Here is a 16,830-nt window from a genome sequence, read left to right on the forward strand (position 1 = left end):
ACATCTCCATACCAGTCTCGCGCGCCGCTGGCAGCGCAGGACCGGACCGGAGCCCACCGCGCGTGTGGATCGCTCGGCCAGGTGCACGCCCGTCCATGGCCCGGCACAGACGAAGCGACCAGGACCGCGGTGGATGCGGTCCTGGTCGCTCGTGCGGACTGTTGTGCGGGCTGAGGGGGATCAGCTCGCGAACGCGCAGGTCAGCGCGCCGAACGGTTACACGTCGTAGTAGAGGGCGAACTCGTACGGGTGCGGGCGCAGCCGGAGCGGGTCGATCTCCGTCTCCCGCTTGAGCGAGATCCAGGTCTCGATCAGGTCGGTGGTGAACACGCCGCCCTCGAGCAGGTAGTCGTGGTTCGCCTCCAGCGCGTCGATGACGGCCTCGAGGCTGGAGGGCACCTGCGGGATGTCCCTGGCCTCCTCCGGCGGCAGCTCGTAGAGGTCCTTGTCGATCGGGGCCGGCGGCTCGATCTTGTTCTTGATGCCGTCGAGCCCGGCCATCATCATCGCGGCGAACGCGAGGTACGGGTTGCCCGACGAGTCGGGGCAGCGGAACTCGAGGCGCTTGGCCTTCGGGTTGTCGCCCGACAGCGGGATCCGGATGCAGGCCGAACGGTTCCGGGCGGAGTAGACCAGATTCACCGGGGCCTCGAAACCCGGCACCAGACGGTGGAAGGAGTTCACCGTCGGGTTGGTGAACGCGAGCAGGCTCGGTGCGTGGTGCAGCAGGCCGCCGATGTAGTAGCGCGCCATGTCCGAGAGCCCGCCGTAGCCGGTCTCGTCGTGGAACAGCGGCGCCCCGTCCTTCCACAGCGACTGGTGGGCGTGCATGCCCGAGCCGTTGTCACCGAAGAGCGGCTTCGGCATGAACGTGACGGTCTTGCCTGCGTGCCACGCGGTGTTCTTGATGATGTACTTGAACAGCATCAGGTCGTCGGCCGAGTGCAGCAGGGTGTTGAACCGATAGTTGATCTCGGCCTGGCCCGCGGTACCGACCTCGTGGTGGCCGCGCTCGATCTCGAACCCGCAGTTGATCAGGTTCGTGACCATGTCGTCGCGCAGGTCGGCGTAGTGGTCGACCGGGGGCACCGGAAAGTAGCCGCCCTTGTAGTTGACCTTGTAACCGAGGTTGCCGCCGGCCTCTTCGCGGCCGGTGTTCCACCAGCCCTCGACGGAGTCGATGTGGTGGTACTGCTGGTGCGGGTCCGACCCGAAGCGGACCGAGTCGAAGATGTAGAACTCGGCCTCCGCCCCGAAGTACGCGGTGTCCGCGACGCCCGAGGCGGCGAGGTACTCCTCGGCCTTGCGGGCGACGTTGCGCGGGTCGCGGCTGTAGGGCTCGCCCGTGATCGGGTCGTGCACGAAGAAGTTCAGGTTCAGCGTGCGGTGCTTGCGGAACGGGTCCAGCCGCGCGGTCGCGGGGTCGGGGAACAGCGCCATGTCGGACTCGTTGATCGCCTGGAAACCGCGGACGGACGAGCCGTCGAACGCGACACCGTTGTCCAGGAGACCCTGGTCGAAGGTCGAGGCGGGGACGGTGAGGTGCTGCATGACGCCGGGCAGGTCGCAGAACCTGATGTCGACGTACTCGACCTTCTCGTCCGAGATGTACTTCAGTACCTCTTCGGAGTTCCTGAACACGCTCGCGGCTCCTTTGATCGGCTTCGGCGTTGTCAGCGAAGCTATGGGCGCGTTGTTGCCCGACGGTCACCCGCGCGTTTCGCGGACGTTAACGGACCCAACGGGCGGCTCACCTCACACGGACGGCCTAGGCTGTGCGGCATGACGCGCTGGATCGACTCCTGGCTGCCGGGTTCCTCGGCCGGTCCCGGCGCCGGACCGTCCGGCGCCCACCGGGGGGAGCGGTTCGGCCTGCCGCAGTCCGGTCCGGGATCCGCGACCGGATTCGGGCGCAGGCTGGCCGCGATCACGATCGACTGGTTGCTCGGCTACCTCATCGCCACGCTGTTCGCGGGCCCCGACCCGTTCGGCGTGCAGTCGAACCTGAGCTGGACGGTGTGGCTGGTGTGGTTCCTGCTCACCGCCGTGCCCACCGCGATCTTCGGCGCCACGCCGGGGATGACCATCATCGGTCTGCGGGTCGCCCGGATCGACGACGCCGCCCTCGTCGGGGTGCCGCGGGCGCTTCTTCGCACGGCGTTGTTGGGCCTGGTCGTCCCCGCCCTCATCCGCGATGACGACGGCCGTGGCTGGCACGACCGCGCTACCCGGACGATCGTGCTCCGCACCCGCTGACCGCCCGGCGCTCGAGCGGGGCTCAGCGGCGACGGACCGTCCGCTGCACACTTCGGATCTTCGCCCCGGTGGGCATCGGGCCCTTCGGCAGCGCGGCGGCGCGGGAGCCAAGGGACGCCAGCCGGGTCTCGATGGCGTCCATCTGCTTGGCGTCGATGTTGCGCGGCAGCCTCATGACGTGCCGCTGCAGCTTGCTCAGCGGCACCTGACCCTCGTCGTTGCCGACGATCACGTCGTAGATCGGCACGTTGCCGACGACCCGGGAGGTGCGCTTCTTCTCCTGCGCCAGCAGGCTCTTGACCCGGTGCGGGGCGCCCTCGGCGACGAGAATGACCCCGGGCCTGCCGACGACCCGGTGCACGGCGTCGAGGTGGGTGGTGCCGGCGACCCCGGGGGTGACGCGCCACGGGCCGCGCATGTTGTCCAACGCCCAGCCCGCGGCGCCGGGTTGTCCCTCGGCCTTGCTGTACACCGTGCGCTGCACCCGTCGGCCGAACACGCTGATCGCCGCCAGCACACCGATCGCGATACCGAGCGGCAGGACCACCCACTGCAGTCCCCAGATCAGCCCCAGCGCGAACACGACGGCGACCGACAGCAGCAGGACGCCGACCATGATCGGGATCAGCATCTTGTCCTCTCGGCGCTGCATCTTGAACGCCTCGAGGATCTGCCTGCGTCGCTGTTTCGACGCCTCGCGCTTCGCGCGCTTGGCTTGCTGCTGCGCAGCCTTCTGCGCTGCCTTGTCGGGCTTGCCGGCCATGCGCCCCAGGATACGGGCTAGCCGCGAGCGAGCAGGGAGCGCGCCTCCTGCGCAGCCGGCTCGGCGGCCAGATGGGCCAGCTGGGGGGAGAGCTGCTCTCCGCGATGCGCCACGGTCTGGGCGTACAGCCGCCCGGCCCGGTAGGACGAGCGCACCAGCGGCCCGGCCATCACCCCGGCGAACCCGATCTGTTCGGCCGTCGCCGCATGCTCGACGAACTCCTCCGGACGGACCCAGCGCTCCACCGGGTGGTGCCGCGCCGACGGCCGCAGGTACTGGGTGATCGTGACGATCTCGCAGCCGGCCTCGTGCAGGTCACGCAGCGCCGCGGTGACCTCCGCGGGCGTCTCGCCCATGCCCAGGATCAGGTTGGACTTGGTGACCAGCCCGGCCGCCCGCGCCTTGCTCACGACCTCCAACGAGCGGGCATACCGAAAGCCCGGGCGGATCCGGCGGAAGATCCGCGGCACCGTCTCCAGGTTGTGCGCCAGCACCTCCGGCGCCGCCGCGAACACCTCGCCCAGCTGGGCGTCGTCGCTGTTGAAGTCCGGGACCAGCAGTTCCACCCCGGTGCCCGGGTTGAGCGCGTGGATCTGCCGGACGGTCTCGGCGTACAGCCACGCCCCACCGTCGGGCAGGTCGTCGCGGGTCACCCCGGTGACCGTGGCATAGCGCAGCCCCATCGCGGCCACCGACTCGGCGACCCGGCGCGGCTCGTCACGGTCCAGCGCGACCGGCTTGCCCGTCTCGATCTGGCAGAAGTCGCACCGGCGGGTGCACTGGTCGCCGCCGATGAGGAAGGTGGCCTCCCGGTCCTCCCAGCACTCGTAGATGTTGGGGCAGCCCGCCTCCTCACACACCGTGTGCAGGCCACCGGAGCGCACCAGCGACTTCAGCTCGGTGTACTGCGGGCCCATCCGGGCGCGAGTGCGGATCCACGGCGGCTTGCGCTCGATCGGGGTCTGGGCATTGCGGACCTCAAGGCGCAACAGCTTGCGACCCTCCGGTGCGATCGTCACGTTCGACAGGCTACGCCGTCGTCGTCGCGCGGCATGCCGGCGCCGAGGTGGCTAGCCTCGGGTCCCGTGGACGTGCGGATCTTCACCGAGCCCCAACAGGGGGCCAGCTATGACGACCTGCGGCGAGTCGCGCGCACCGCCGAGGACGCCGGTTACGACGGGTTCTTCCGATCCGACCACTTCCTGGCCATGGGGGCCGCCGCGGAGCGCGGCGGCGAGCCGGGGCCGACCGACGCCTGGCTGACGTTGGCCGGCCTGGCCCGCGACACCCGGACCGTGCGGCTGGGCGTCCTCGTGACCTCGGCGACGTTCCGACTGCCCGGTCCGCTCGCGATCGGGGTCGCGCAGGTCGACCAGATGTCGGGCGGGCGCGTCGAGTTCGGTATCGGCACCGGTTGGTTCGAGGCCGAGCACCGCGCCTACGGCATCCCGTACCCCCCGCTGCGCGAGCGCTTCGACCGGCTCGCCGAACAACTCGCGATCGTCACCGGGCTGTGGGCGACCGCGCCCGGGGAGCGGTTCTCCTTCGCCGGCGAGTACTACACCCTTGCCGATTCCCCGGCGTTACCCAAACCGGCGCAGCAGCCGTGCCCGCCCGTGATCGTCGGTGGTCACGGCAAGCGGCGCACCCCGCAGCTCGCCGCACGCTACGCCGACGAGTTCAACGTGGCCTTCTCCTCGATCGACACGGTCGAGGACCGGTTCTCGCGGGTCGACGCGGCGTGCAAGGAGATCGGCCGCGACCCCGCGGCGGTGGTGCGTTCGATCGCCCAGACGGTCTGCGTCGGCCGCGACGACGCGCAGGTGGCCCGGCGCGCGCGGGCCATCGACCGGAACGCCGCGGACCTGCGTGCGAACGGACTGGCGGGCACCCCCGCCGAGGTGGTCGACCGGCTCGGGACCTGGCGCGAGCGCACCGGTGTCGATCGCGTCTACCTGCAAGTGCTCGACCTGGACGACCTCGACCACATCGAGCTGATCGCGTCCGAGGTGCTACCTCACCTGCGCTGACTAGCGCATCCGAAGGTCGAGACCGGCGGGGACGTCGGGAGCATCCCGCGGCCCGACCACGTGCTCGCGCACGGCCAGCGTTCCGTCCAGCGCGGCGGCCACCGCCTCGGCGGTGGCCGCGCGGACCTCGGCAACGGTGACCCGGCGGCCGAGCTCCGCGGTCAGGGAGCTGACCCCGGCGTCACTGATCCCACAGGGAACGATGCGATCGAACTCGCTCAGGTCGGGGTCGCAGTTCAACGCGAACCCGTGCATCGTCACCCCGCTCTGCACCCGGACCCCGATCGCGGCGAGCTTGCGCTCCGGACGGGCGGCGTCGGCGGGCAGCCACACCCCACTGCGCCCTTCGACGCGGCCCGCGGCCGTGACCCCCAGCCCGGCGCACACGGCGATCAGCGCCTCCTCAAGCCTGCGCACGTAGTTCACGACGTCCAGCGGCTCGGCGAGCGCGACGATCGGGTAGCCGACGAGCTGTCCTGGTCCGTGCCAGGTGATCCGTCCGCCGCGGTCGACGTCGATCACCGGCGAGCCGTCGGTCGGGCGGTCCTCCGGACGGGTGCGTTTGCCCGCGGTGTAGACCGACGGATGTTCGAGCAGCATCAGCACGTCGGGTCCGGTGCCGTCGCGGCGGGCCTGCGCGTGTGTGCGCTGGGCGTCCCAGGCGGCGAGATAGTCGATCGAGTCGATGACCTCGACATGCAGCGGCTCGCTGCCGCGGCGGCAGGACCGGGTGCGGTCAAGGGGGGAGACGATGCTCGACGCGGTGTTCGCCATGCCGCTCACCGTACGCCCGCCACCGGCAGCCACCGGCGATGCGGCCGACCGGCCGGTGCGGCGGGGGAGAACCGTTGACGAGCCCGGTTCACCCGACTCGGTCGCGGAAATACCCCGACTCGCGGACGGAAATACCCCGACTCGCGGGTCAGTGGGGGATCGCGGCGGCGAGGGCTTCCTCGATCGTGTTGTGTCGGAACGAGAACCCGGCCCGGCGCAGCACACCGGGCACCGCCCGAGGCCCGGTGAGCACCGTCTCCTGAGCCAACTCACCGAGCAGGGTGCGGAGCACCACCGCCGGCACGGCGAACGGGGCGGGCCGGTCGACCGCCGCGGCGAGCGCCTCGGTGAACTCCGCGTTGGTCACCGGGTTCGGGGCGGTCAGGTTCACCGGTCCCCGCACATCGGTGTTCTCCAGCACGAAACGGATGGCCCCGATTTCGTCGTCCAGGGAGATCCACGGCACGAACTGCCGACCGTCGCCGAGTCGCGCGCCCAGCATGAACCGGAACAACGGACGCAACCTGCCCAGCAGCCCGCCGGCGGGAGACAGCACCGGCGCCGAGCGCAGCAGCACCACCCGGGCGCCCGCGGTGGCGGCCGGGGCGGTGGCGGCCTCCCAGTCGTGGCAGATCTCGGCGAGGAATCCGGCGCCCTGTGGCGCGGTCTCGTCGACCTCACGGGAGCCGGTGTCGCCGTAGTAGTTGACCCCGGAGGCGTTGGCGAGCACCGGGACGCCGTGCTCGGCGACGGCGCAGGCCAGAACGTCGGTGGGAACGGTGCGGCTGTCGCGGATCAACTGCTTGCGCGAGCCGCTCCAGGGACGGTCACCGATACCGACCCCGCACAGGTTCACCACCGCATCGACATCGGCAAAGGTGCCGTCGTCGATGCGGCCTGCGGGCGGGTCCCAGCCGCGTTCGTCCGGTGCCGTCGGCCTGCGGCGGACGAGCCGCAGCACCTCGTGCCCGGCCTGTCGCAGATTGGAGACCAAGGCGGTGCCGATGAGGCCGGACGAGCCGGCGACGACCATACGCACGACGATGATCCTCCCGGACACCTCCCGCAACCGCGACTCGAACCCGCAGCCGCGACCGGCTCGACCCTCAGCGCAGGACTTCGGTGTCGAACGCCCCCTCCTCGAGGCGGGCCCTGACGGCGCTGACGAACCGGCCCGCGTCGGCACCGTCGACCAGCCGGTGGTCGTAGGTCAGCGGCAGATAGCAGACCGACCGGATCGCGATGACGTCCTCACCCTCGGGACCGCGGACGACCCGCGGCTGCTTGCTGATCGCGCCGGTGCCCAGGATCGCGACCTGCGGCTGGTTGATGATCGGTGTGTCGAACAGCGCGCCCGCACTGCCGATGTTGGTGATCGTGAACGTTCCACCGGAGAGCTCGTCGGGCCCGATCTTGGCGGCGCGGGTCCGCGCCGCGACATCGGCGATCTTGCGCGCCAGCCCGGCGACGTTCAGCTCCTGGGCGTTCTTGATCACCGGAACGAGCAGCCCGCGCGGAGTGTCGACCGCGATCGCCAGGTGCACGGCTCCGTGGTACGTCACCTCCTTGGTCTCCTCGTTGATCGACGCGTTGAGCTGTGGGAACGCCTGCAGCGCCTCGATGGTGGCCTTGGCGAAGAACGGCAGGTAGGTGAGCTTGACCCCCTCGCGAGCGGCGAACTCGTCCTTCGCCCGGTCGCGCAGCTTGGCGATCCTGGTGACGTCCACCTCCTGCACGGTCGTGAGCTGCGCCGAGACCTGCAGCGACTCGCGCATCCGCTGGGCGATGACCTGGCGCAGCCGCGGCATCGTCACCGTGGTGCCCGGCTGCGGGCCCTCGGTGGCCGCAGCAGCCACGGCGGTCGGCGGTGCGGGCGCCGGGGCAGCGGGCTGCGCGGGTGCCGAAGCGGGTGGCGGGGCGGCTGGCGTGGCGGCCTTCTTGGCCTCGGCGGCGGCGAGCACGTCCTGCTTACGGATCCGGCCGCCGACGCCGCTGCCCTGGATGGCGGCGAGGTCGACGTCGTGCGTGGTCGCCAGCCTGCGTACCAGCGGGGTGACATACGGAGCGCCGGCGCGCCCGTCGACTTCGGCCGCCTGTCCGTCGGCGCCCACCTCCTCCGGCTCGGGGCGGGTCTCGGCGGGCGGCTGGGCCGACGCGGCGGGCTCGGACACCGGGGCCGGCTCGGCTTGCGGGACTGCGGCCTGCGGGGCGGCGGCCTGGGGGGCGGCAGGAGCGGGCTGGGCCGGGGCGGGCGCGCTGGGTGCGGCGCCCAGAGCGCCGATGATGGCCAGCCGCCCCCCCACCTCGACCGTGTCGTCCTCGGCCGCGATGATCTCCAGCACGGTCCCGGCGACGGGCGAGGGGATCTCGGTGTCGACCTTGTCGGTCGAGATCTCCAGCAACGGCTCGTCGACCGCGACCGTGTCGCCGACCTCCTTGAGCCAGCGGGTGACCGTGCCCTCGGTCACACTCTCGCCCAGCTCGGGCATGACGACCGGGGTTCCCGAGGCGGCGTCGGCCGACGGGGCCTTCCCGGCCGCGTTGACCGCGGCGGGCTCCGGTTGCGGTGCGGGCTCGGGCTGCGGGGTCGCCTCGGGCCGCGCCTGCGCGCCCCCGTCATCGGTGGGCTCGGCCGTGTCCGCGGGACCCTCGCCGATCACCGCGAGCTCACCACCCACTTCGACGATCTCGTCCTCGGCCGCGACGATGCGCTGCAGGACACCGGCGACGGGTGAGGGGATCTCGGTGTCGACCTTGTCGGTCGAGATCTCCAGCAACGGCTCGTCGACCTCGACCCGGTCGCCTTCCTGTTTGAGCCAGCGCGTCACCGTCCCTTCGGTCACACTCTCGCCGAGGGCGGGCATCTGTACGGAGAAGGCCATGATGGGTCGGAGCTCCTCTTCGTGCGGTTCGCGTTGTCGGCGGTCGGCAGCCGTCAGCTGTGGGTGTGCAGCGGCTTGCCGGCCAAGGCGAGGTGCGCCTCGCCGAGGGCTTCGTTCTGGGTCGGGTGGGCGTGGATGAGCGACGCGACATCCTCGGCCTGGGCATCCCAGTTGTAGATCAGCTGCGCCTCGCCGATCAGCTCGCCGACCCGCGCCCCGACCATGTGGATCCCCACGACCGGACCGGGAGTGCCCGCCGCGCCCGTCTTGACCAGCTTGATCGCGCCGGAGGTCCGCAGGATCTGCGACTTGCCGTTGCCACCGAGGTCGTAGGTGAGGGTCTGGATCTCGCCGTGGCGCTCGCGGGCCTGCTGCTCGGTCAGCCCGACGGAGGCGACCTCGGGCTCGCAGTAGGTGACTCGCGGGATCCCGGCCTCGTCGATCACCGGCGGGTTGAGACCCGCGATGTCCTCGGCGACGAAGATCCCCTGGGCGAAGCCGCGGTGGGCGAGCTGAAGCCCGGCGACCACGTCGCCCACGGCGTGGACGTTCGGCAGGTTCGTGCGCAGCCGGTCGTCGACCTGGATGAACCCGCGCTCCATCGCCACCCCGGCCTGCTCGTAGCCGTGGCCGGTGGTGTTCGGCCCGCGCCCGACGGCGACCAGCAGCAGGTCGGCCTCGATCTCCTCGCCGGACTCCAGGCTGATCGTGACCTGCGAGTCGGTCTGCTCGGCCCCGGTGAACTTCACCCCGGTCTTGAACGCGATCTTGCGGCGGCGGAACGCGCGCTCGAGCTGCTTGGAGGCGAACTCGTCCTCGGCCGGCACCAGGCGGGGCAGCGCCTCGACGATGGTCACCTCGGCGCCGAAGGACTTCCACACGCTGGCGAACTCGACCCCGATCACCCCGCCGCCGAGCACGACGACCCGCCGCGGCACCTCGTCGAGGGTCAGCGCCTGGTCCGAGGTGATGATCCGGCCGCCGATCTCCAGGTCCGGCAGGCTGCGGGCGTATGAGCCGGTGGCCAGCACGACGTGCCGCCCGACGTAGCGGTCGCCGTTCACCTCCACGGCGCTGGGAGCGACGAACGTGCCCGCACCGGCGACCAGCTGGATCTTGCGGGACGCCACCAGCCCCTGCAGCCCCTTGTAGAGCCTGCCGACGATGCCGTCCTTGTAGGCGTTGACCCCGGCCATGTCGATGCCGGCCACCGAGCTACGGACCCCGAACTGTTCGCCCTCCCGCGCGGCATCGGCGACCTCCGCGGCGTGCAGGAGCGCTTTGGTCGGGATGCAGCCGCGGTGCAGGCAGGTTCCGCCCAGCTTGTCCTTCTCCACCAGCACCACGGACAGGCCCAGCTCCGCCGCCCGCAATGCGCAGGCGTAGCCACCGGACCCGCCACCGAGAACGACCAGGTCGACGTTGTGCTCGGGCACTTCAGGCTCCTCCTCGCGGCTCGCCCGCGCGGGTCTCGCGCGGCGGCGGCGCCCATCTTGTCACCCTGGCGGTGCGCGGGTGGGGCTGGGCCGATCGGGAGAAAAGCAGCGGCCTTCGACGTTGACCGAACACGACGACGACGTGTCGCGAGCCGCGGCGCCGGGGCAGTCGAGGTGAAGGTGGCGGTGATGGGGCTGTTGCGCAGGTTCGGCAGGGGCAGACCAGGAACGCTGCGTCGGGCGCGCAGCGCGGACGAGGAACACCTGCGTTCCTGGGCGGCGGCCCGCGCCGGCGTCGAGGCGTTCGTGGAGCCGCGGACGACCGTGACCGACACGACGATGCTGCTGGTCGCCGCCGACGGCGAGTGGACCCGCCGCAGGGTCTCCGGTCCGGACGGGGCGCGCAGGCTGGCGCGGTCGCTGCGCATCCCGGTCTACGACGTCCAGCTCGTCGGCTATCCGCAGCGGATGCGTGATCATGACGCCCGGCAGCGGGTGCTGCGCGACCGGCAGCGCCGCCGCGACCTGGGAGCCTGAGCGGCCCGGGTCAGCGCCGCGACCGAGCTCGTCGCCCGCCGATCGCCCGCAGCACCGGCTCGAGCCGCATCGTCGGGCCCGGCGCCAGCGCCGCCGTGCGCATCAGCGCACCCCGCCAGGCCGGCAGCGTGCGGTAGACCCGACGGCTGCCCAGCAGGCCGCTCACCGCGTGGGCGACCTCGCCGGGGGTGAGCAGGGTCCCGCTGCGGACCAGCGCCCTGGCCTGACCGTCCTCGGCCATACCGCGCAGCAGCGCTGTGTCCACCCCGTCCGGGCACACCGCATGCACCCGGATGCCGTCGCGGCGCAGCTCGCTGTGCAGCGAACCGGCCAGTGACAGCACCGCGGCCTTCGTCGCGGCGTAGAGCGACAGCCCCGGGACCGGGCCCAGCGCGCTCAGCGAGGCAATGATCACGATGTCGCCGCCGCGCACCCCGCCCGCGGCCTGTTCCCGCAACGCCGTGGTGGCGGCCCGCAGGCCCCACACCACCCCGAGCAGGTTCACTTCGACGAGGGAGCGGACCGCGTCGCTGGACAGCTCGGCCAACGTCCCGTCGTGGCCGACGCCGGCGTTGTTCACCCAGACCCCGAGCGGGGCATGGGTACGGGCTTGCTCCGCTACCGCGGCATGCGCCGCCTCCTCGGTGACGTCGTGCCGCAGACCGGCCACCGCGCCGATCCGCCGCGCGGTCGCCGCCGCTGCCGCGCCGTCCACATCGGTGACGAGCACCCGGTAGCCCAGCCGGACGAGTTCGGTCGCGATCGCCTCGCCGATGCCCCGTGCGGCGCCGGTGACGACGGCGGAGCGGCCGGAGCCGGCGGGTCCGGGCCGGGCGCTGCGGGCACGCATGCCGCGCAGACTAGGCGATCCGCAGCGTGCTCAGCCGTTCTCGGCGATGTCGGACAGCACCGCCCACAGGGTCCGCACCGGAACGCCGGTGCCCCCCTTGCCGGTGTACCCCCACGGGCTGCCGCTGTTGAACGCGGGCCCGGCGATGTCGATATGGGCCCAGCTCAGGCCCTCACCGACGAACTCGCTCAGGAAGACTCCGGCGGCGAGCATGCCGCCGAACCGGCTGGCGGTGACGTTGGCGATGTCGGCGATCCGGGAGTCCAGCTCGGGACGCAGGTGCTCGGGCAGCGGCATCGGCCAGCCGCCCTCGCCGGTGGCCTGCGCGTGCCCGGCGACGCGGTCGCGGAACTCGTCGGAGCCCATGACCCCCGCGGTGCGGGTGCCGAGCGCGACGAGCTGCGCCCCGGTCAGGGTCGAGGTCTCGATGAGGTAGTCGGGGGAGTCCTGCACCGCGCGCACGATCGCGTCGGCGAGGATCAGTCTGCCCTCGGCGTCGGTGTTGAGCACCTCGACGGTCTTGCCGCCATACATCCGCAGCACGTCGCCGGGGCGATAGGCGGTGTCGCTGGGCATGTTCTCGGCCATCGGCACGGTCGCGGTGACGGCGACGGGCAGCTCCAGCTGCGCGGCCAGCACCGTCGTCGCGACGACGGCCGCGGCGCCGGACATGTCCGAGGTCATCTGGTCCATGTTCGCGGCAGGCTTGATCGAGATCCCGCCGGTGTCGAACGTGACGCCCTTGCCGACCAGGGCCACCGTGGCCCGCGGCGAGTCCCCGCCGCTCCAGCGGAGCCGGACCAGCCGCGGCTTGCGGGAGGAGCCCTGCCCCACCCCGAGCAGGCCGCCGTAGCCGCCCTCGGCGAGCGCGTCCTCGTCGAGCACCTCGACCTGCAGGCCGACGGCCTCGCCCAGGGTGCGGGCACGCTCGGCGAACGACGCGGGGTAGAGCTCGTTCGGCGGGGTGTTGACCAGGTCGCGGGCGGTGCGGACGGCGTCGGCGACGGCGACCGCGCGCCGCAGTTGCTCCTGCTGGGCGGCGTCGTCGGCGCCGGCGGCGGTGAGCAGGTCCACCCGCGCGACCGGCTTCTTGCCGTTCCGGCCGGCGTCGGAACCCTTGTACCGGGTGAACTCGTACGCACCCAGCAGCGTGCCCTCGGCGGCGGCGGGCAGGTCGATACGGCCCAGGGTGCTCACCGCGTGCGCGGTGCCCGCCAGCGCCCGCGCCGCCGCGCCGGACGCGCGTCGCACCTGTTCGGGCCCGGAGGTGCCGTCGGCGTCCGGCTTGCCGAGGCCGACGGCGACCACGATCGTCGCGGCGACCGCGCCCCGCGCGACGAGCTTGACGACCTCCTCGGCCTTGCCCGTCGCGCCCAGCAGCGCGAGCTCGGCGACGAGACCTCCGGGGAAGGCCGCGTCGATGTCCTCGGCCCCCGCGGCCAGGACCGGGTTGTCGCTGCCCTCCGGTGCGGGCAGCAGCCCGACGATGATCGCGTCGGCCTCGGCCGTGGCGGCCGATTCGTTCCGGATGCGAAGCTCGGTGGACACGTGACTCCTCGGGCAGGTGGATGCGTGGCGCGCTGCGCGACCCCGTGGTCGAGTAGCCGCCGCATCGCGCCGCGACGGATGGTGAGACCGCTTCGAGATGGTAATGACACCGCCGCGGGTCTTCCGGCACCGGCCCGGATGCGACGCTGAAGGCATGCCCCACTCGTTGTCGCGGCGTCTGAGCGCGGCGGACGCGGTCGTGCTCGGCCTGGCGGCGATGTTGGGCACCGGCGTCTTCGTCGTCTTCGCGCCCGCGGCCGCCGTGGCCGGGCAGTGGTTGCTGCTCTCGGTCGTGCTGGCCGGTGTGGTGGCGGCCTGCAACGCCGCGTCGACGGCGGATCTCGCCGTCGCGCACCCCGAGAGCGGCGGCGGGTACGTCTACGGCCGGGAGCGGCTCTGCCCGGGGGCGGGCCGGCTGGCCGGTGTCGCATTCCTCATCGGCAAGATCTCGTCGGCCGCCGCGGCGGCGGGCGTCGTCGGCAGCTACGTGCTACCCGCGCATCCGCGGGTCACGGCGGTCATCGTGATCATCGCCGCGACCGCGCTGAACATCGCGGGGGTGCGCGCGACGGCGCGTTCGGCGTGGCTGCTGGTCGGCGGCACGCTCGCGGTGCTGCTGGTCGTCGTCCTGGTCGGGTTCTTCGGCCCCGGTACGACCGCGGCCTGGTCGGCGGCGGCCGCCGGTCCGGCACCGGCGCCCCGGAGCGCCGGCGGCGCGCTCGGCGTGCTCACCGCCGCCGGGCTGATCTTCTTCGCGTTCGCCGGGTACGCGCGCATCGCGACCCTCGGCGAGGAGGTCCGCGACCCCGACCGCTCCCTGCGCCGGGCGATCGCGATCGCGCTGGGCCTCACGCTCGTGGTGTATCTGCTGGTGGCCGGGGCGCTGCTGGTCGGACTGGGGGCCGAGCGGCTCGCCACCGAACGGTCGCCGCTGGTCGCTCTCGTCGACACCAGTGAGGCGCCCGCGTTGGGGGTGCTCGTCCGGATCGGCGCGGCGGTCGCGGCGGGGTCGGCGCTGCTGTCGGTGCTGGTCGGGGTCAGCCGCACGGCGCTGGCGATGGCGCGCAGGCGCGAGCTGCCCGCGGCGTTGTCCGCGATCGGGCCACGGAGGACGCCGTGGCGAGCGGACCTCGCGGGCGGGGCGCTGGCGATCGTGGTCGCGTTGCTGGCCGGGCCGATCGCCGCGATCGCGCTGTCGGCCTGCTCGGTGCTCGTGTACTACGCCGTGATCAACCTCTCGGCGCTGCGCCTTCCCGCGCGGCAGCGCCGCTGGCCCCCCTGGATGTCGGTGCTCGGGCTGGTCGGATGCCTCGGGCTGGCCGTGCTGTTGCCGCTGCAGTCGGTGTTGATCACCGCGGGCGCGCTGGTCGTCGGCTGGCTGGCCGTCACCGTGCTGGGCTGGTGGGGCACGATCCGGTCCAGACCGGCCGGCTGAGCCACGGGCGTTCGGTCGCCGGGTACGGTGCCGGCCGTGAGTGCTATCGGGGATGAGCTGCGGACCAGCCCGCTACACGACCGGCACGTCGCGCTGGGCGCGACGATGGGAGCATTCGGCGGCTGGTCGATGCCGCTGTCCTACCCCGGCGGGACGGTCGCCGAGCACACCGCCGTGCGCGAAGGCGTCGGGGTGTTCGACGTGAGCCATCTCGGCAAACTCGCGATCACCGGGCCGGGCGCGGCGGAGTTCGTCAACCGCTGTCTCACCGCCGACCTCGGCCGGATCAGCCCGGGCCACGCTCAGTACACGCTGGCCTGCTCCGACACCGGCGGGATCATCGACGACCTGATCGTCTACCTGGTCGGGCCGGACGAGGTCCTCGCCGTGCCCAACGCGGCCAACGCGGCCGCCGTCGCCGACCTGCTGCGCGCGGCTGCGCCGGCGGGAGTCGAGGTCACCGACCGGCACCACGAGCTCGCCGTCATCGCCGTCCAGGGGCCGCGCTCGGGCGAGCTGCTCGGCACGTTCGAGGAGTTCGCCGGGCTGACCGAGCTGGACTACATGGCGTTCGCCGACGCCGGCCAGGTCCGGGTCTGCCGCACCGGTTACACCGGGGAGCGTGGCTATGAGCTGCTGGTTCCCGTCGCGGCGGCGCCCGGTCTGTGGGACGCGCTGCTGGCCGGGGCCGACATCCGGGGTGGGCGGGCGGCGGGGCTCGCCGCCCGGGACACCCTGCGTACGGAGATGGGCTACCCGCTGCACGGCCAGGACCTCTCGGCGGAGATCACCCCGGTGCAGGCCGCCAGCGGCTGGGCGGTCGGCTGGGACAAGCCCGACTTCTGGGGCCGGGCGGCGCTGCTGGCGGAGAGGGCAGCCGGTCCGGCGCGGCGGCTGCGGGCGCTGCGGGCCGTCGGACGCGGGGTGCCCCGCCCCGGCATGGAGGTGCTGCGGGCGGGTGAACGGGTCGGCGTCACCACGTCGGGCACGTTCTCCCCGACGCTCAAGACCGGCATCGCGCTCGCGCTCCTCGACAGCGCCGCCGGGGTGTCGCTGGAGGACACCGTCACCGTCGACGTCCGAGGACGCGCACTGGAATGCGTCGTGGTCAAGCCGCCGTTCGTGCCGTCGCACGTGCGCTGACCTGGCCCGCTGGCCCGCAGGTCGGACTTCCGACAGTCGGGCTTGCCCAACGGGTTACCGTCAGCACATGAGCGCGCCGCGATTCGCCCGGAAACTGAACCCTGCGCCGGTGCCGGAGTCCCGGCGCGCAGCGATCCTCGCCGACCCCGGATTCGGCCGGCACTTCACCGACCACATGGTCACGATTCGCTGGACGCGCGACGCCGGCTGGCGCGATGCCGCTGTGGTGCCCTATGGTCCGCTGTCCTTCGACCCGGCCACGATGGTGCTGCACTACGGCCAGGAGATCTTCGAGGGGCTGAAGGCCTACCGGCAGCCGGACGGCTCGGTCGCCTCGTTCCGGCCCGAGGCCAACGCGGCGCGGTTCCGGGCGTCGGCGAGCAGGCTCGCGATGCCGCAGCTGCCCGACGAGCTGTTCCTGGCCTCGCTGCGGGAGCTCCTCGACGTCGACCGGGACTGGGTCCCGCCCGCGGGCGGAGAGGAGTCGCTGTACCTGCGACCGTTCATGCTCGCCACCGAGGTGGGGCTGGGTGTGCGCCCGGCCGGCGAATGCCTGTACGTGCTGATCGCCTCGCCCGCCGGTCCCTACTTCACCGGCGGGGTCAAGCCGGTCGACGTGTGGCTGTCCACCGACTACACGCGCGCGGCGATCGGCGGGACCGGCACCGCGAAATGCGGCGGCAACTACGCGGCGTCACTGCTGCCCCAGGCTCAGGGCGCGGACCAGGGCTGCGCTCAGGTGCTCTACCTCGACGCCGAGGAGCGACGCTGGATCGACGAGATGGGCTCGAACAACGTGTTCTTCGTGTTCGGCTCCGGTGACGACATCGAGGTCGTGACCCCGGTGCTGACCGGGAGCATCCTGGCCGGGGTGACCCGCGACTCGCTGCTGGTGCTGGCCAAGGAGATCGGCTGCCAGGTCACCGAGCGGCGGATCTCCTGGGACGAGCTGGTCGAGGGGGCGGCCGACGGGCGGATCACCGAGGTCTTCGGTTGCGGCACCGCCGCCGTCATCACCCCCATCGGGCGGGTCCGCCACGCGAACGGCGGGGTCGTGGTCGGCGACGGCGAACCCGGACCGGTCACGATCCGGTTGCGTTCGCTGCTCACCGACATCCAGCGGGGCATCGCCCCGGACACCCACTCCTGGATGCGCACCCTCGTCGGCGCCTGACG

At 72.4% G+C, this 16,830-nt stretch carries 15 protein-coding genes; 6 read left to right on the top strand and 9 right to left on the bottom strand.

Features of this window, described 5'->3' with window-relative positions:
* Window positions 1-216: 216 nt before the first annotated feature.
* The gene (gene glnA, locus ACFQE5_RS09405) at window positions 217-1,641 is read right to left on the bottom strand and encodes a type I glutamate--ammonia ligase (protein WP_379584456.1); all 1,425 of its coding nucleotides are present in this window, start codon (window positions 1,639-1,641) and stop codon (window positions 217-219) included.
* A 141-nt stretch (window positions 1,642-1,782) separates the two neighbouring features.
* Between glnA and ACFQE5_RS09410 the strand changes: the two genes are divergently transcribed.
* Window positions 1,783-2,256, top strand: coding sequence for an RDD family protein (locus ACFQE5_RS09410; RefSeq protein WP_379584457.1), 474 nt, complete (start codon window positions 1,783-1,785; stop codon window positions 2,254-2,256).
* Between the two features lie 22 nt (window positions 2,257-2,278).
* Here ACFQE5_RS09410 and ACFQE5_RS09415 read toward each other — a convergent pair whose 3' ends face one another.
* Window positions 2,279-3,019, bottom strand: coding sequence for a DUF4191 domain-containing protein (locus ACFQE5_RS09415; protein ID WP_379584458.1), 741 nt, complete (start codon window positions 3,017-3,019; stop codon window positions 2,279-2,281).
* 17 nt (window positions 3,020-3,036) lie between these two features.
* On the bottom strand, window positions 3,037-4,038 hold the full coding sequence (lipA, locus tag ACFQE5_RS09420) for a lipoyl synthase (protein WP_379584459.1): 1,002 nt from the start codon (window positions 4,036-4,038) through the stop codon (window positions 3,037-3,039).
* 66 nt (window positions 4,039-4,104) lie between these two features.
* On the opposite strand from lipA, the gene ACFQE5_RS09425 reads away from it, so the two are divergent.
* Window positions 4,105-5,049, top strand: a complete 945-nt coding sequence (locus ACFQE5_RS09425) for an LLM class F420-dependent oxidoreductase (RefSeq protein ID WP_379584460.1) — start codon at window positions 4,105-4,107, stop codon at window positions 5,047-5,049.
* Here the strand turns inward: ACFQE5_RS09425 and lipB are convergent, their stop codons facing one another.
* The 4 genes from lipB to lpdA all read right to left on the bottom strand — a co-directional run bounded on the left by lipB (window position 5,050) and on the right by lpdA (window position 10,141).
* Complete coding sequence (gene lipB, locus ACFQE5_RS09430) at window positions 5,050-5,823, bottom strand: lipoyl(octanoyl) transferase LipB (protein WP_379584461.1); 774 nt, start codon at window positions 5,821-5,823, stop codon at window positions 5,050-5,052.
* A 148-nt stretch (window positions 5,824-5,971) separates the two neighbouring features.
* Window positions 5,972-6,862: a TIGR01777 family oxidoreductase gene (locus ACFQE5_RS09435; RefSeq protein ID WP_379584462.1), complete on the bottom strand. Its 891-nt coding sequence runs from the start codon at window positions 6,860-6,862 to the stop codon at window positions 5,972-5,974.
* 67 nt (window positions 6,863-6,929) lie between these two features.
* The gene (gene sucB / locus ACFQE5_RS09440; protein ID WP_379584463.1) at window positions 6,930-8,705 is read right to left on the bottom strand and encodes a 2-oxoglutarate dehydrogenase, E2 component, dihydrolipoamide succinyltransferase; all 1,776 of its coding nucleotides are present in this window, start codon (window positions 8,703-8,705) and stop codon (window positions 6,930-6,932) included.
* A 53-nt stretch (window positions 8,706-8,758) separates the two neighbouring features.
* Window positions 8,759-10,141 (bottom strand): dihydrolipoyl dehydrogenase, encoded by a 1,383-nt coding sequence (lpdA, locus tag ACFQE5_RS09445; RefSeq protein ID WP_379584464.1) that lies wholly within the window; start codon window positions 10,139-10,141, stop codon window positions 8,759-8,761.
* Window positions 10,142-10,330: 189 nt separating this feature from the next.
* Here lpdA and ACFQE5_RS09450 point away from each other — a divergent pair, with 189 nt between their 5' ends.
* Window positions 10,331-10,678: an oxidoreductase gene (locus ACFQE5_RS09450; RefSeq protein ID WP_379584465.1), complete on the top strand. Its 348-nt coding sequence runs from the start codon at window positions 10,331-10,333 to the stop codon at window positions 10,676-10,678.
* Window positions 10,679-10,688: 10 nt separating this feature from the next.
* Here the strand turns inward: ACFQE5_RS09450 and ACFQE5_RS09455 are convergent, their stop codons facing one another.
* Both ACFQE5_RS09455 and ACFQE5_RS09460 read right to left on the bottom strand, forming a co-directional pair.
* The gene (locus ACFQE5_RS09455; RefSeq protein ID WP_379584466.1) at window positions 10,689-11,528 is read right to left on the bottom strand and encodes an SDR family NAD(P)-dependent oxidoreductase; all 840 of its coding nucleotides are present in this window, start codon (window positions 11,526-11,528) and stop codon (window positions 10,689-10,691) included.
* Between the two features lie 30 nt (window positions 11,529-11,558).
* The gene (locus ACFQE5_RS09460; RefSeq protein ID WP_379584467.1) at window positions 11,559-13,076 is read right to left on the bottom strand and encodes a leucyl aminopeptidase; all 1,518 of its coding nucleotides are present in this window, start codon (window positions 13,074-13,076) and stop codon (window positions 11,559-11,561) included.
* 154 nt (window positions 13,077-13,230) lie between these two features.
* Between ACFQE5_RS09460 and ACFQE5_RS09465 the strand changes: the two genes are divergently transcribed.
* The 3 genes from ACFQE5_RS09465 to ACFQE5_RS09475 all read left to right on the top strand — a co-directional run bounded on the left by ACFQE5_RS09465 (window position 13,231) and on the right by ACFQE5_RS09475 (window position 16,828).
* A complete protein-coding gene (locus ACFQE5_RS09465; protein ID WP_379584468.1) occupies window positions 13,231-14,511 on the top strand; it encodes an APC family permease in 1,281 nt (426 codons plus the stop codon).
* A 36-nt stretch (window positions 14,512-14,547) separates the two neighbouring features.
* Window positions 14,548-15,654 carry a glycine cleavage system aminomethyltransferase GcvT gene (gene gcvT, locus ACFQE5_RS09470; RefSeq protein WP_379584469.1) on the top strand — a complete coding sequence of 369 codons (1,107 nt, stop codon included), beginning with the start codon at window positions 14,548-14,550 and terminating at the stop codon, window positions 15,652-15,654.
* A 67-nt stretch (window positions 15,655-15,721) separates the two neighbouring features.
* Window positions 15,722-16,828, top strand: a complete 1,107-nt coding sequence (locus ACFQE5_RS09475) for a branched-chain amino acid aminotransferase (RefSeq protein ID WP_379584470.1) — start codon at window positions 15,722-15,724, stop codon at window positions 16,826-16,828.
* The last annotated feature ends 2 nt before the right edge of the window (window positions 16,829-16,830 follow it).

Source organism: Pseudonocardia hispaniensis (assembly GCF_042658695.1).
Lineage (GTDB): Bacteria > Actinomycetota > Actinomycetes > Mycobacteriales > Pseudonocardiaceae > Pseudonocardia > Pseudonocardia hispaniensis.